Genomic DNA, 14,091 nt, shown 5'->3' on the forward strand with positions numbered 1-14,091 from the left:
TCAGCACCCCGGTGGCTTCGAGTGGTCGAACGCATGTTCCCCCCGAACGCTACACGCCCCCACCCGCAACGGGAAGGTGAATCCACACGATCCTCCTGTGGGCGGTTCCCCGGGCCAACGAAACGGGGCCACCCCTGGAGGTGGCCCCGCGTTCGGGCGTATCAGACGCGCTCCAGGATCACGACGGGGATCTCACGGCTCGTCTTCGTCTGGTACTCGTCGTAAGCCGGCCAGGTCGCCGTCATCTTCTTCCAGAGCGCCGGCTTCTCGTCCGGGCCCGCGGTGCGCGCACGCGCGGTGAACTTCTCCCCGTGGATCTGCACCTGGACCTCCGGGTTGGCCACCAGGTTCTTGTACCAGTCGGGATGCTCCGGGCTGCCGCCCCGGGACGCCACCACGATGGGGTTGCCGTTGTCCTCCTGGTAGATCAGCGGCGTGGTGTAGGACTTGCCGGTGCGTCGCCCGGTCGTCGTGAGCAGCAGAACCGTGGTGCCCCGCCAGTCGTGCCCCACCGCTCCGTCCGTCGCCTGGTAACGCTCGACGTGCTCCTGCCCGAACAGCGTGTCTGTCATCATTTTCCTTCATCTTCTCCGGGGGATGGGGGCGGGACGCCCCCTGCGGAACAACCTTGGACCGCCGGGCACTCTTCCCTCACGGGGAATGATCAATACCCTGAACCGATGCCGATGACGAACAGGCCGGCCCTCGTATCGCCGCGTCGGACGGAGCGGGCACCATGACTCCCGAGGACGTCGCGCGGCGCTGCGCCGAAACGATGAGCGAGCGGGACCAGGTGGCCATCGACCTCGACATGGAGATCGTCGAGGTCGGCCCGGGCCGGGCCCGCCTGCGCATGCGCGTCACGGACACGATGGTCAACGGCCACGGCCTCGCCCATGGCGGTTACGTGTTCCTGCTCGCCGACTCCGCGTTCGCGTACGCGTGCAACACCCACGACCGCGTGACCGTCGCGGCGGCCGCCGACATCACCTTCGTGGCCCCCGCCTACGGTGGCGACCTCCTGGAGGCCCTGGCGACCGAACGCGTCCGCTTCGGCCGCAGCGGCCTCTATGACGTGACCGTCCGACGCATCCCCGACGACGCGGTCATAGCCGAGTTCCGAGGAACAAGCCGCAGCCGGAACGACCGGCTCCTCACTACCCCTGAACACCCCGCCTGACCGCCGTCCCGATGAGCCGGCCGAGACGGAAAGGGGCGCGCGGTGGCCTCTGCGGTGTCGCCCTCTGGCGTGTTCCGCGGGACGTGTCGTGGCCAGGACTTGCGACCGTTGGATGCGCGCGAGTGCCACGATGAGCGCCTGAGTCGACCGCGGGAGGGACGCGGGAACCGGCACGCGGTGGCCTTTGTGACGTGCCGGTACGGAGCGTTCTCGACCAGCGCGGTGATCGCGGAGCTTCAGGGGACGAGTCGTAGTCGGAAGGTGCTCGCCGTCTCCTGGTGTGTCGACTGTGGGGATGCGGTACGCGGTAGATGGAATAGAAGGGACGGGGTGGATCTTGAGACGGGCAGGGGGCGTCAGCGGGCGATCGCCGGGGAATGAGCGCCGGAGCCGCCCGCAGCGTTGCGGTGGCGATCGATAACGGGAGGTAGCGATGGACATCGGGCGGCTGGGAGTGTGGAGCATCGGTTTGCGTTCCGGCGACCACACGCGCAACGCCGAAGCGGCGGCGGAACTCGAGGAACTCGGGTACACGGCCACGTGGCTGGGCGGCAGCCCGGGTGTCGAGGACGCGGTTCCGCTGCTGGAGGCGACGTCCCGCATGGTCGTGGCGACCGGGATCCTGAACATCTGGGAGCACGAGCCCGAGGCGGTCGCGGAGCAGGCGGCGAAGCTCGACCAGGACCACCCCGGACGTTTCGTCCTCGGCCTGGGCGTCGGCCACGCCCCGTTGGTCGGTGACCGGTACGGCCGCCCCTACGGAAAGATGATCGACTACCTGGACCGCCTGGACGCGGCGGGCTCGCCGGCCGGACGCCGTGTCCTGGCGGCGCTGGGCCCCAAGATGCTCGCGGCGGCCCGCGACCGTGCCGCCGGAGCCCATCCGTACCTCGTCACCCCGGAGCACACGCGGCGCGCTCGCGAGATCCTCGGATCGGGTCCGCTGCTGGCCCCGGAGCTCAAGGTCGTCCTCGACCGCGATCTCGACAGCGCCCGCTCGGCGGCGCGCGAGCACCTGGCGATGTATCTGCGCCTCCCCAACTACACCCGAAGCCTGCTGCGGCTCGGCTTCGGCGAGGACGACCTCGCGGGCACGGGCAGCGACCACCTCGTCGACTCGGTCTTCGCCCTGGGGGACCTGGACGCGGTCGACCGCCGCCTCACCGAGCATTTCGATGCGGGCGCGGACCAAGTCACGATCCAGGTCATCACCCACAACAGGGACGCGCTCCCGCTGAGCGAGTGGAGGTCACTGGCGCCCCTGGCGACCGCTCACGCCTGAGCCGCACACGTCCACAATTCCGGTACGGGCACTCACCGTGGCGGCTCTGACAGGAAGGACGAGGGCGCCCTCCGAGCGCCGTCAAGTCCGTATCCGGCCAGCAGGTACTCGCGACGCTACGGCGACGATGGTCCAGGAAAGGACCAACCGGGCGGCACGGATCAGATCTCGTCCATGATCTGCTTCAGGAACGGCACCGTGTCGTCCGGCCGGGTGGCCGCGATGCACAGGTTGTTCATGGTCCGCATGTAGATGTCGACGTCGGTGGGCTTGTCCAGGTACAGCGCGCTGGTGAGCTGCTCCATGTAGACGACGTCCGACAGGCCGGGCTCGGAGAACCGCAGGATGGTGAACGGCCCGCCCACCGCGACCTGCTCCACCGCGCCGAACGGGACGATCTGCAGCGTCACGTTCGGCATCGAGGTCATGTCGATCAGATGCTGGATCTGGTCGCGCATCACCTCTCGTCCCCCGAGGGGACGGCGCAGCACCGCCTCGTCCAGTACCGCCCACAGGGTCGGCGCGGACGGCTCGGAGAACCGCTCCTGCCGGGTCATGCGCAGCCTGACGCGGCGCTCCACTTCGTCATCGGACGCCTCGGCCTCGGCGTATCCCAGCCGCACGACCGCGCGAGCGTAGTCCTCGGTCTGCATCAGCCCGGGCACGAACTGCACCTCGAACGTCCGCAGCAGCGTCGCGGCGCCCTCCAGCCCCAGATAGGTCTCGAACCAACCGGGCAGCACGTCGCCATAACGGTGCCACCAGCCGGGAGTGTTCGCCTCCCTGGCCAGCTCCAGCAGCGAGTCCCGCTCCACCGGGTCGTCGACGCCGTACAGGGTCAGCAGGTCGGCGACGTCCCGCTCCTTGAACCCGACCCGGCCGAGCTCCATCCGGCTGATCTTCGAGTGGGAGCCGCGGATCTCGTAACCCGCCTCCTCGGTGGACAGCCCGCTCTTCTCGCGCAGCCGCCGCAGATGAGCGCCCAGCAGGATGCGCAGGACGGTCGGCCCGCCTCGGGGCGGGTAGCTCACGAGCCGGTCGTCGACCGATCCGTTCACGGTCGGCGGCATCGGCGCAGCTGAATCCTGGGGCAAGGCGTCACCAGCCAGTCGAAGGGACCGTTCGCACGACCGAACGGCACCGCACCATGCTAGAGGATGGATGCCCCTATTTGGGAAGACTGAAAATCCCGCTCTCGTCAGGAGCGGGCAACTGTGGTAAAGGCGGCCGATCACACGCAGTGACGGGAGCGCGTGTGTGATGTTGCTGATCATTCTACGGGGACCTGTGTGACTGCGCAGGCAGTTTTCCCTCACTACCGCGCATGCCGTGCCCGTCTGGGACGCGTGATGAAGCTCTCCCCCGGCACGCGAACGATCGGAACCGCAACGGGAGTTTCCTATTAAGGACAAAGAGGGCAACCTATCCGGCCGGCGACCGCAGGCCGCACCCGCAGCGCCACAGCCACCGCGGGTGTTGCGCAGGTTCGCGGTACACACGGGGCGCGGTGCATATGGTGCTACCGGCATATGCCGTGCTCACAGTGCTGTGGTATATGCGGTGCCCGCGGCGCTCGCGGTGTAGCAGGGCGCTGTGTTGCAGCGGTATCCGCAGCGTGCGGTGCCCGTGGTGGGCGCGGTGTGGGATGTGCGCGGCTCGCGCAGCTCTGCGGCTCGCGCAAGCGCCGGGTGCGCTCGACCGGATGGTGGCCCTCTGGTGATCAGTACGCGGACCTGGGGGAATCATGCCTTCGACCACCAAGGAACTGCCGAAAGTCCGTTACCTCACCTCCGGCCGGGTCACCGATGCCGAACTCGCGGCCGCCGAGGGAGCCCTCCGCAGCGCACTGGCAGGCGTGTCCGGTCGAATCGGCTCGGTCGCCCTGACCCTCAGCGTGGTCGCCGACGAGACGCTGCCCCGCCCGGCCCTGGCCCAAGCCGTCGTCGAGATCGACGGCCGCCGGCTGCGCGCCCAGGCCGCCGCCCCGACCCTGCCCGAGGCCATCGGGCTTCTGCGCGACCGCTTGGCCGTCCGCGCATCGTCCTTCCGCCAGGTCGGCTGACCGCCCGCCGGCCACGGCCGTCGCCCGCCTGTGCCCGTCCGCGCGTGAAGGGGCGCCGCCCCGATCCCAGGGCGGCCCGAAGGCCGCCCTGTCGATGGAAAGGGGCGGCCGCTTCAAGCGTCCCGTCGCTGTATGACAGACGACGCCAGCCACAACGGCAACACCGCGTAGGCCACCATCAACGCCGCCGCCGCGGCCGGAGGGAGCAGGTCGCCATAGACGCTCGATGTGTTGGATCCGTGACCGGCGATCTGCCCAGGCAACGCATCGGGAACGAACGCAGCGATGCGCTTGCCCCACGGATCAGGCAGAAGGCCCAAAAGCATCGGCAGCGGATACCACGGAACGACGATGCTGACGATCGCGGCGGCGGTCGAGCGCAACAGCACCGCCAGCCCCACGCCGAGTAGTGCGTACACGGTGATCAGCCCGGCTCGGGCGAGCAACTCGGGCAGCTCGTGCGCGATCGCCGTCCGGTGGCCGGCGATGGGACGGTCGCCGACCACGAGCCTGGTCCCGAACAGGGTCAGGAAGGTGATCGCGAGCCCTGCCGCCAGCGAGACCGCGCCGACCACGCCCGCCTTGGCCGCCAGGACGGTACGGCGCCCCGGCATCGCGGCGAAGGTCGTCCGTATCATGCCGGTGCGGTGCTCGGGCGTGACGGCGAGAACCCCCATGATCGCCAGGCACAGTCCGGCGACCCAGCTCGTCAGGGCCGTGATGTCGCTCAGAGCGAAACGGGCACGGCGTTCGGGCGAGAGCCCGTCCCACAGGGTGACCGCCTGCCACGTCACCAGGACCCCCACGCCCGTGAACGCCAGCGCTACTCCCAGGACGATGTAGGTGGAGCGCACGGTACGGAGCTTTGCCCATTCCGCGGCCACGGCGTCGAGCATCACGAGTCCCTCCGCACGAAGGAGAAGGCGCCTAGGGCGAGGGCCGTCGCGGCGTACGCGGCCAACACCGCGGTCGCCGCAAGGGGTGAGAGGATCCCCAGATCAACGGTGTCGCCGGGCGGAGCGGCGATCTGGAAGGGAAGGCTCAGGGGCGATACCGACACCACGACCTCGCCCAAGCGCGAGCCCGGCACCACGCCCCCGAACGTGGGCAGCACCATCAGTACCCCCACCAGGATCGTGATCGTCCTGGCGGTGGACCGCAGCACGGCTCCCAGGCCACACCCGACCAGAGCGATCACGCCCGCGAGAGAGCTCAGCGCGACAAGACAGGGGAGCCGGTCGAGCATCGTCCCCTCGAACGCGGGGATCGGCCGGTCACCGACGATCAGCTGTTCGGCGGCGACCGCCACCGTCAGCGCCACCAGACTCGTCGTCAGGGCCATGACACCGCTCACCGAGACCTTGGCCGCGAACAGCGTGCCGCGCCCGGGAACCGCGGCCAGGCTCGTGCGGATCGTCCCGGTCGCGTACTCGGAGGTGATCGACAGCGCACCGAGCACGGCGGCGCAGACCGGCAGGGCCGGCAGCAGCGGCTGCTCCGCCGGAGGGGTACGCACTGTCGCCCGCTGCTCCGGCGTCAGCCCGTCCCAGTGGCTCGCCACGTACCACGACCAGAGCATGCAGAGCAGCACGGACGCGGCCACCACCGCGAGAATCCAGAGCGTCGACCTCACAGAGCGCAGCTTGATCCACTCCGCCCCAGCCGCATCCCTCACAATGAGGCCCCGAAGAGCAGGGGTCGGCACACCGCCGTCCTTGCCCGCTTCCACCTGCATCCGGTTCACGGCACGTCCCTTCCCGCATGGCCAGCCCCGCCGTCTCCACCCACGGACGGTGTTCCCCGGGCCGCATCGGAGGAGGCTCCGGCCCGGTACTCGACGCTGTCGGCGGTCAGCCTTATGTACGCCTCCTCCAGGGAGGCGCCGCGCGGCGTCACCTCGTGAAGCGGGATCCCGTGGGCGGCCGCCGCCTCGCCTATCCGGACGGCGTCCAGCCCCCGTACCGAAAGGTCGCCGGCGGGATCGGCCTCGACCGTCGCGCCCGCGGCGACCAGCACCGCCGCCAGCTCCCGTGCGCGCGGCGACCGGACGAACACCCCCTGCCCGAACCGGTCGGCCAGCTCCCGCACCGACGTGTCCGCGATCAGCCGGCCACGCCCGATCAGGATCAGCCGTTCCGCGGTGACCGCCATCTCCGACATCAGATGGCTGGAGATCAGCACCGTGCGGCCCTCGGCCGCCAGGGCGCGCATCAGCTCGCGGATCCACCGGACACCGTCCGGGTCCAGGCCGTTGACCGGTTCGTCGAACATCAGCACTCCGGGATCTCCCAACAGCGCGGACGCGATACCGAGCCGCTGCCGCATCCCGAGGGAGAACCCGCCGACCCGCTTGCGCGCGACGCCCGCCAGTCCCACCTGCTCCAGTACGGCCGAGACGCGCGAGCTGGGGATCCGGTTGCTGCGCGCCATCCAGCCGAGGTGGTCGTACGCGCTGCGCCCCGGATGCACCGCGTTCGCGTCCAACAGCGCACCGACCTCGTGCATGGGACGGCGGAGCTCGCGATAGCGGCGCCCGTTCACCAGCGCCTCGCCGGACGTGGGCGCGTCCAGTCCCAGCACGACCCGCATCGTGGTCGACTTGCCCGCCCCGTTCGGGCCGAGGAACCCGGTGACCGTCCCCGGCCGTACCTGGAACGACAGGCCGTCGAGCGCCAGGGACCTCCCGTAGCGCTTGACCAGCTCACGTGCTTCGATCATGCCGACCACGGTCGCGTCCAGAAGGGGGCGGGCACATCGGAGCACGGTCGTGATCCGCGCCTGCGCCCTCGGCACGAGCCCGCCACCCCGGCCGCCCCGATCTCCTACCCAAGGATGACATTCCACGGCCGGACGCAGCCCGAAGGCCTGGGCGGATACCGTCGGAGCGTGGACGACCCCGCCAGTGATTCAGTCGAGTTGGCAGGCGGAGCCTTTCGGGCAACGAGCCATGTCGGCTCGTTCGGGCGAGGCACAACCGGCAGAACAACCGTCCCAACCGAAGAAGCCCAAGTTCGCACCATGGCAGCGGTGGAGACGACGAGTGGGCGAACCTGCGACCCGTTCCGCCATCACCTACCCCTCTCCAACCGTCCCGCCAGAGCATGCCAACCCACCGAACACCTCCCACGACGCGCGGCCACCTTCACAGGACGACCTCAGCCCGATGCCTGGCCTCGCCGGTATCGCAGACCTGGTGGAGGCCGCCGCAATGGCGGGCGTGCACGTCGACCTGCGGCTACGTGCCGACGAGCTCCCCGAAGGTATCGCGCTCGCCGTCTACCGGATCGTCCAGGAGGCCCTGACCAATATGGTCAAGCACGCCGCGCCCGCGCGCGGCCGGGTGGAGATCGACGCGACCGGGGGCGATGTCCGCATCGAGGTGGCCGACGATGGCCCGGGCGTTCGCGTCCTTCCGACCACCACACCGGGCCATGGGCTGATCGGCATGCGGGAACGGGCGATGATGTACGGCGGGGAGCTCACAGCGGGTCCTCGTCCCGAAGGCGGTTTTGCGGTGTCGGCCCGTCTGCCGTACGGCCGGAGCGCTCCGTGACCGACCCGATCCGTGTCCTCATCGCCGACGACCAGGTTCTGCTGCGCGGCAGCCTGCGCGTGCTCCTCGACACCACTCCCGGCTTCGAGGTCGCGGGCGAGGCCGGCGACGGCGCGGAAACCGTCGAGCTCGCCGCCGTCGCGAAGCCGGACGTGATCCTGATGGACGTCCGTATGCCCATCATGGACGGCATCGAGGCCACGCGCCGGATCTGTTCCACCATGCCCGACATCCGGGTGCTGATCCTCACCACCTTCGACCTGGACGCCTACGTGTACGCGGGACTCCGGGCGGGCGCGAGCGGATTCCTGCTCAAGGACACCGTTCCCGCCGATCTGCTGGCCGCCGTACGCGTCGTCGCCTCCGGCGAGGCATTGCTGGCCCCGACCGTCACCCGCCGCCTCATCGCCGAGTTCGCCAACCGCCCGGACGCCGGTCGGCCACGGTCCGCCGATCTCGACCTCCTTACCGCCCGCGAACGGGAGGTCCTCACCCTCGTCGCCCGCGGTCTGTCGAACACCGAACTGGCCGACCATCTCAGCCTGAGCGTCGCCACCATAAAGACCCATATCGGGCACCTGCTGGCCAAACTGCACGCTCGAGACCGCGCTCAGCTCGTCATAGTCGCGTACGAAACCGGCCTGGTACGCCCGAGTGCCAACAGAGACCGAAGCGCCCCCACCCGCGACTGGAAATGAACCCGTCCACAACACGCCCCCTCAACTCGTTGCCTGACCGCACCCAGACCAACCCGGCGCAACGGTTCGTGACTAGGTCCTGTTTTGAAGTGAGATGAGTGGTGGCGTGTCGTGTGCCGAAGGCAGCGAGGTCTCCGGTAGAGCGTTCATCGGCCAAGAAGACCCCCGCGCCCTCGAGTGCCGCATCAACCGGCTCGAACGCCACCCGGGCACCCGCCACCAGGTATGCCAAGCTCGACATCCGTCACCAGGCCACCGTCCACATCGCCGCCACTTTGAAACAGGCCCTGGGAGCGTGTCTCACGTGGGTTGCGGAGATGCGCGGAATGATGCGGGGCTGTGTCGTCGCGTCTTGCGCTGCTCAGCCTCGGCCATCTCACCCCGGCGAACCGGCGATCGGCAACCGGCTGACAGCCTTACCCGCAGCCGGGCACGTCGGTGTACAACTCACCGCGGCCGTCGCTCTCGCCCTCCGGCTCGGCGATCGGCTGCCCGATGCCGGGCTGCGGATACTCGCCGGGGCACGTGACCATGCCGAGAAGATCGACACAAACCGCCTCCCGCTCCCTGGAACCGGCCGCTCCTCGGATTCGCGGCGGTGACGCTCTACCGGATCGGGCTATCCCCGAGCCATCAGCCCGAAGCGGCAACCTGAGCGGTATCGGCGCTGCCTACCACCTGTTCGCGGAGCAGGCGCACCGTTCCGAAGGCTTGCTGAAGGTGTCGATCTTGCTGGCTTGGGGGAGGTTGCGCGCGAAACCGACGGCAGCGAAGGTGTGCTTGGCGGCAGGCGTGATAGCCGAAGCCGGCTGCTCGAGGATTTCGGGCCTTCCCTGCCGGACCGAAACAGGTTCTAATAGCGCATGCTTTCGCCTCCCTTGCCCCGCTCGCTGCGCGTCGGCTACGGCGTCGGCTCGTTCGGAACCGGTACCTTCAACACCGTCCCAGGGTTGTTGCTGCTCTACTACATGACGAACTCCCTCGGCGTCCCCGCCGGACTGGCGGGGCTGGCGGTCTTCCTTCCCAAGGCGTGGGATCTGTTCATCAACCCGTATGTCGGGCGGCTGTCGGACCGCACGGTCTCCCGTCACGGCGCGCGGAGGCCCTGGATCCTCGCCGGCGGCATCCTGTTGCCGCCCGCCTTCGTCCTGACCTTTGCGGGAAGTCCGGTCACGGGCGCGCCCGCCGCCCTGTACGTGGGTGCGTGTTTCTTCCTCGCCGCCACGGCGTTCGCTCTGTTCGAGGTGCCGTACAAGGCGATGCCCGCCGAGATGACCGACGACTATCACGAGCAGTCGGCGTTGCTGACCTGGCGGATCGGCTTCCTCGGCCTGGCGATCCTCCTTTCCGGCGGGTTGGCGCCCGCGTTGGTGAACATCGACGGCGGTGAACTTACGTTCGCCGGCTACCGGCTGATGGCGGTGGTCATCGGCCTGGTGCTCCTGGTCTCGATGGTGGGCACCTTCTTCGGTACGGGCGGGGCGCCGCAGATCCGCCGGTCCGACACCGAGCACGTCGGCCTGCGCGGCCAACTGGCGGCCGCGAGCGGCAACCGGCCGTTCCTGCTCCTGGTCGCGCTGAGCGCGTTCCAGATGCTCGCCGCGGGGATCATTCTGGCGGGTGCCCCGTACTTCGCCTCCTACATCCTTGAGAACACCGGCGCGGTCAGCACCCTGTTCCTCGCACTGATCGGGCCGATGGTGGTGCTGATGCCCGCCTGGGTACGGGCGTCGCGCCGATTCGACAAGCGCGCCAGCATGGTCGTCTCCAGCCTCCTGTTCATGGTCGGCGGGATGGGGTTGGGGCTCACTCAGGCATTCGGATCGCTCTACGCCCACTCGTGCGTGATGTTGATGGGCGTCGGCTACGCAGGCATGCAGCTCCTGCAACTTTCGATGCTGGCCGACACCCTGATCTACGACGAGTTGAGCTCGGGTAAGCGTCGCGCCGGAGTGTTCACGGGGCTGTGGACCGCGACCGAGACCGTGATGCTGGCCCTCGGTGCCCTGGTGCTGGGCTGGATCCTTTCCGCGGCCGGTTTCATCTCCTCCGAGCCCGATGAACCGGTCTCCCAGCCGGACAGCGCGATCGACGCCATTGTCATCGGCGGTTCCCTCGCGCCCGCATTTCTCATGGCCGTCTCCATCGTCTGCACCCTCAGATATGACCTCACCGGTAAGCGCCTGAGCGATCTTCGCAGGACGCGCGCCGATGCCGTCCCCGACGCCACCTGATCATTTTTGGGCTTCCCTTCCTCGGATTGAGCGGGTGGCCGGTCTGAACTGGAATGCCGGTGGGTGGTCACTCCCGTCGAGCTCCTGGCTTTCGGCTTATGGGAGAAGGCATGCTCGGTCGGCTTGGCTGACGCGCCCTGCGGTTGCCCGTGCGGATCGTGACTGCGGCGCCTTTTCTGCCTGAGATGCCTTTCGTTGGTGGGGATCTCTTGGTAGGCGGTTCGGGTTCGCGTGTCGTCCGTGGCTGCGGTGATCGGTGGACTTGAGTGGTTGTGGGGATATGTGGTCCATGGCTGGTGGTGGGGGGCGGGTTGTCCGAGACGGGGGGCACAGCTCGGCTGACTTTCGGGCACGGCACGCGCTATAAGCCCGCGCTGGGGGGCGGAGGGCCTGGCGGGATGTGATCGTGAGGCCGTTCAGGTTTCGGTGGAAGCCTGATCCCGGCCGCAGCTCAGCAGGTCGTAGAGGACGGGTGGGAGCTCGTCCCAGAGCCATTCGTTCAGAGTCCCAGGGAAGTCTTCGGGCGGACCCACGTCCAGGAGCTGGGGACTCAGCTGGGTGAGCCGGACCTCGACTGGGGCATCCGACCACATCGGATCGCCGGCTCCCCAATAGGCCGCGAAGTCGCTGCCCGTGAGTGGCAGCAGGCGTGGGAACGTGTGGCCGCCGGGCCGATTGCCCATGGGCAGCAGATGCTGGGCCGTTGTGCGGAGGACGTTGAGCGCGGCGAGGTCGTGCGCACACGAGACGCGCGACATCTGCAACTCCGGCAGGCCGAACCGGGTCAGCCCCGAAGTGGTCAGCTCCACGCATTCGCAGCCGTCGATGTCGTCGTCGGAGACCTTGCACCGGCCGCCGTTCCTGTGGGGCGGCAGTCGCGCGCCGAGCCAGTCGTCCGCCAGCCTGAAAAGCGCGTGTTCGCTCGTGCGTTCGGAAAGGACCTGGCCGGTGGCGATGTCCACCGCGACCGCGTCGAGGTGGTCGGCTACGCAGCGCGCCACGGCTCGCGCGAGCCGCAGGCCGTAGGGTCGGTCGGTGGACGCGACCTCCGCGGTGACGCCGATGTGCCGACGCGCGTCGAACAGGCGATCTTCGAGGTCGAGGTCGTCACCGTCGAGATCCGAGACCGCGTGATCGAGGCTCCAGGGGGAGTGGGCCGCGGGATACGAGGTGATCGCCAGGCTGGGGCTTCCGAGCCGCTCGGTGGCTGCGGTCGCGAACGGTTCCGACAACCGGCGCAAAGCGCCCAAAGGGATGTCGTGGGTCGCTTCATCGGTCGCGACGACGAAGCATGAGGTGGTCTGCTCGGGGACGGTGAGGCTGATGGACTCGGACATGCGCTGAACCTCCTCGGACCGTTGCCGGACGGCTGGAATCAAGCTTGGGGCCGAGAACATGACCGAGAGAAGGCAAACGTAATTCTGTGGATAACTTGTGATCGACGGGCGCGGACGACCTCAATAATTAGCCGATTAAGGCGACATGGCTGCGTTATCGGAATAGCGGGCTATAAGTAATCAGGGCCGGAAAGGGTGTATTGCCCATTTCCGACCCTGATGTCGGTCCCTCGGGTCCGCCGCGGGGGCGGAGCTCTTCATAGGTTCGCGTGTCGCCCCGGCTGGACGAAGGCCGGGGAACTTCTCCTAGCGGGAGCCCAGGTCCACGTAGTGGCGCTCGCCGGGGCCTACGTACACCTGGCGCGGGCGCCCGATCTTCGTCGTCGGGTCGTTCATCATCTCGCGCCACTGGGCGATCCACCCCGGAAGCCGGCCCAGCGCGAACAGAACGGTGAACGCGTTGGTGGGGAAGCCCATCGCCTTGTAGATGACCCCGGTGTAGAAGTCCACGTTCGGATAGAGCTTGCGCTCGATGAAGTAATCGTCGCTGAGGGCGACCTCCTCCAGGCGCATGGCCAGGTCCAGCAGAGGGTCGGTCTTCCCCAGGGTTTCCAGGACATCGCGGGTCGCCTGCTTCACCACGGCGGCGCGCGGGTCGTAGTTGCGGTACACCCGGTGCCCGAAGCCCATCAGCTTGACGCCGGGCTCTTTGTTTTTGACCCGCCGTACGAACGCCTCGACGTCGCCCCCGTCCTGGTGAATGCGCTCCAGCATCTCCAGGACCGCCTGGTTGGCGCCTCCGTGCAGCGGGCCGAACAGCGCGTCGACGCCCGCGGAGATGGACGAGAAGAGGTTGGCGTGGCTCGAGCCGACCAGCCGTACGGTCGAAGTGGAACAGTTCTGCTCGTGGTCGGCGTGCAGGACGAACAGCATGTCCAGGATGCGCACGATCTCGGGGTCGACCTCGTACGGCTGGGTCGGCAGCCCGAACGTCATGCGCAGAAAGTTCTCGACGTACCCAAGGGAGTTGTCGGGGTACAGCAGGGGCTGCCCAATGGAGGTCTTGTACGCGTACGCGGCGATGGTCGGAAGCTTCGCGATGAGCCTGATACTGGAGAGGTCCACCTGCTCTTCGTCGAAGGGGTCCAGGCTGTCCTGGTAGAAGGTGGACAGCGCGCTGACCGCCGACGACAGCACCGCCATCGGGTGGGCGCGACGGGGAAAGGCCGAGAAGAAGTCCCGGAACCTTTCGTCCAGCAAGGTGTGGTTGCGGACGCTGTCGGTGAACGACCAGAGCTGGTCAGCGGTGGGCAGCTCTCCATAGATGAGCAGGTAGGCGACTTCGAGGAAGGACGACTTCTCCGCCAGCTCGTGGATCGGGTAACCCCGATAGCGCAGGATCCCCGCCTCACCGTCGATATAGGTGATCTGCGATGTGGTGGACGCGGTGTTGGTGAAGCCGGTATCGAGGGTGACGTGGTTCGTCTCCTTGAGAAGGTTCCCGATGCGGAGGCCGGATGGGCCCTCGGTCGCCTGCGCCACCTCGAGGGGCATCCGGCCGCTCGCGTGGTTGAGCTCGAAATCGGACATACTCTCTCTCGCTCCCAACTCCGTCCACGTCCTCCGTAGACGTTCCCCTACGTCCTGCGTAGACGTTCCGTACCTCATCGTATCCAGGCGATCATGCAGCTTGATCCTGGGGATACCTGTGGTTGACGGCCCGCCGGACACGGGGGCTCGGCGGC

13 protein-coding genes are annotated in these 14,091 nt (G+C 68.3%); 6 read left to right on the forward strand and 7 right to left on the reverse strand.

The annotated features are described in order from the left end of the window. Positions 1 to 161 precede the first annotated feature (161 nt). Positions 162 to 575, reverse strand: coding sequence for a nitroreductase family deazaflavin-dependent oxidoreductase (locus QSK21_RS27240; protein ID WP_285700050.1), 414 nt, complete (start codon positions 573 to 575; stop codon positions 162 to 164). Between the two features lie 161 nt (positions 576 to 736). Between QSK21_RS27240 and paaI the strand changes: the two genes are divergently transcribed. Then, positions 737 to 1,180, forward strand: coding sequence for a hydroxyphenylacetyl-CoA thioesterase PaaI (paaI, locus tag QSK21_RS27245; RefSeq protein ID WP_285700051.1), 444 nt, complete (start codon positions 737 to 739; stop codon positions 1,178 to 1,180). 433 nt (positions 1,181 to 1,613) lie between these two features. Then, complete coding sequence (locus QSK21_RS27250) at positions 1,614 to 2,462, forward strand: LLM class F420-dependent oxidoreductase (protein WP_285700052.1); 849 nt, start codon at positions 1,614 to 1,616, stop codon at positions 2,460 to 2,462. Positions 2,463 to 2,623: 161 nt separating this feature from the next. Here QSK21_RS27250 and QSK21_RS27255 read toward each other — a convergent pair whose 3' ends face one another. Further along, on the reverse strand, positions 2,624 to 3,532 hold the full coding sequence (locus tag QSK21_RS27255) for a Sco1979 family transcriptional regulator (RefSeq protein WP_285700053.1): 909 nt from the start codon (positions 3,530 to 3,532) through the stop codon (positions 2,624 to 2,626). Positions 3,533 to 4,206: 674 nt separating this feature from the next. On the opposite strand from QSK21_RS27255, the gene QSK21_RS27260 reads away from it, so the two are divergent. Beyond that, positions 4,207 to 4,524, forward strand: coding sequence for a hypothetical protein (locus QSK21_RS27260; RefSeq protein WP_285700055.1), 318 nt, complete (start codon positions 4,207 to 4,209; stop codon positions 4,522 to 4,524). 113 nt (positions 4,525 to 4,637) lie between these two features. Here the strand turns inward: QSK21_RS27260 and QSK21_RS27265 are convergent, their stop codons facing one another. From QSK21_RS27265 to QSK21_RS27275, 3 genes are read right to left on the reverse strand one after another with little or no spacing between them, the layout of a single operon-like run. Beyond that, positions 4,638 to 5,420, reverse strand: coding sequence for an ABC transporter permease (locus tag QSK21_RS27265; protein ID WP_285700057.1), 783 nt, complete (start codon positions 5,418 to 5,420; stop codon positions 4,638 to 4,640). Further along, a complete protein-coding gene (locus tag QSK21_RS27270; RefSeq protein ID WP_285700123.1) occupies positions 5,420 to 6,259 on the reverse strand; it encodes an ABC transporter permease in 840 nt (279 codons plus the stop codon). The genes QSK21_RS27265 and QSK21_RS27270 overlap by 1 nt, the downstream gene beginning before the upstream one ends. A 5-nt stretch (positions 6,260 to 6,264) precedes the next feature. Beyond that, positions 6,265 to 7,242, reverse strand: coding sequence for an ABC transporter ATP-binding protein (locus QSK21_RS27275; protein ID WP_285700058.1), 978 nt, complete (start codon positions 7,240 to 7,242; stop codon positions 6,265 to 6,267). 445 nt (positions 7,243 to 7,687) lie between these two features. On the opposite strand from QSK21_RS27275, the gene QSK21_RS27280 reads away from it, so the two are divergent. From QSK21_RS27280 to QSK21_RS27290, 3 genes are all read left to right on the forward strand, one after another. Further along, complete coding sequence (locus tag QSK21_RS27280; RefSeq protein ID WP_285700059.1) at positions 7,688 to 8,077, forward strand: sensor histidine kinase; 390 nt, start codon at positions 7,688 to 7,690, stop codon at positions 8,075 to 8,077. Continuing rightward, a complete protein-coding gene (locus QSK21_RS27285; protein WP_285700061.1) occupies positions 8,074 to 8,775 on the forward strand; it encodes a response regulator in 702 nt (233 codons plus the stop codon). Before QSK21_RS27280 ends, QSK21_RS27285 begins: the two co-directional genes overlap by 4 nt. A gap of 863 nt (positions 8,776 to 9,638) precedes the next feature. Beyond that, positions 9,639 to 11,009: an MFS transporter gene (locus QSK21_RS27290; RefSeq protein ID WP_285700063.1), complete on the forward strand. Its 1,371-nt coding sequence runs from the start codon at positions 9,639 to 9,641 to the stop codon at positions 11,007 to 11,009. A 416-nt stretch (positions 11,010 to 11,425) separates the two neighbouring features. Here the strand turns inward: QSK21_RS27290 and QSK21_RS27295 are convergent, their stop codons facing one another. Together QSK21_RS27295 and QSK21_RS27300 are read right to left on the reverse strand one after the other, a co-directional pair. Then, positions 11,426 to 12,346: a hypothetical protein gene (locus QSK21_RS27295; protein ID WP_285700064.1), complete on the reverse strand. Its 921-nt coding sequence runs from the start codon at positions 12,344 to 12,346 to the stop codon at positions 11,426 to 11,428. Positions 12,347 to 12,652: 306 nt separating this feature from the next. Further along, entirely contained in the window at positions 12,653 to 13,936 is a 1,284-nt protein-coding gene (locus tag QSK21_RS27300; protein WP_285700066.1) for a citrate synthase, read from the reverse strand. Positions 13,937 to 14,091 lie beyond the last annotated feature (155 nt).

This window comes from Actinomadura sp. NBRC 104412, assembly GCF_030269515.1.
Lineage (GTDB): Bacteria > Actinomycetota > Actinomycetes > Streptosporangiales > Streptosporangiaceae > Spirillospora.

What these genes read in the sequence shown, in the direction of transcription:
- QSK21_RS27265 (WP_285700057.1), bottom strand. Translation starts at nt 5,420, where the DNA reads ATGCTCGACGCCGTGGCCGCGGAATGGGCAAAGCTCCGTACCGTGCGC.
- QSK21_RS27275 (WP_285700058.1), bottom strand. Translation starts at nt 7,242, where the DNA reads ATGATCGAAGCACGTGAGCTGGTCAAGCGCTACGGGAGGTCCCTGGCG.
- QSK21_RS27240 (WP_285700050.1), bottom strand. Translation starts at nt 575, where the DNA reads ATGATGACAGACACGCTGTTCGGGCAGGAGCACGTCGAGCGTTACCAG.
- QSK21_RS27260 (WP_285700055.1), top strand. Translation starts at nt 4,207, where the DNA reads ATGCCTTCGACCACCAAGGAACTGCCGAAAGTCCGTTACCTCACCTCC.
- QSK21_RS27250 (WP_285700052.1), top strand. Translation starts at nt 1,614, where the DNA reads ATGGACATCGGGCGGCTGGGAGTGTGGAGCATCGGTTTGCGTTCCGGC.
- QSK21_RS27295 (WP_285700064.1), bottom strand. Translation starts at nt 12,346, where the DNA reads ATGTCCGAGTCCATCAGCCTCACCGTCCCCGAGCAGACCACCTCATGC.
- QSK21_RS27280 (WP_285700059.1), top strand. Translation starts at nt 7,688, where the DNA reads ATGCCTGGCCTCGCCGGTATCGCAGACCTGGTGGAGGCCGCCGCAATG.
- QSK21_RS27290 (WP_285700063.1), top strand. Translation starts at nt 9,639, where the DNA reads ATGCTTTCGCCTCCCTTGCCCCGCTCGCTGCGCGTCGGCTACGGCGTC.
- QSK21_RS27255 (WP_285700053.1), bottom strand. Translation starts at nt 3,532, where the DNA reads ATGCCGCCGACCGTGAACGGATCGGTCGACGACCGGCTCGTGAGCTAC.
- QSK21_RS27270 (WP_285700123.1), bottom strand. Translation starts at nt 6,259, where the DNA reads ATGCAGGTGGAAGCGGGCAAGGACGGCGGTGTGCCGACCCCTGCTCTT.
- paaI (WP_285700051.1), top strand. Translation starts at nt 737, where the DNA reads ATGACTCCCGAGGACGTCGCGCGGCGCTGCGCCGAAACGATGAGCGAG.
- QSK21_RS27300 (WP_285700066.1), bottom strand. Translation starts at nt 13,936, where the DNA reads ATGTCCGATTTCGAGCTCAACCACGCGAGCGGCCGGATGCCCCTCGAG.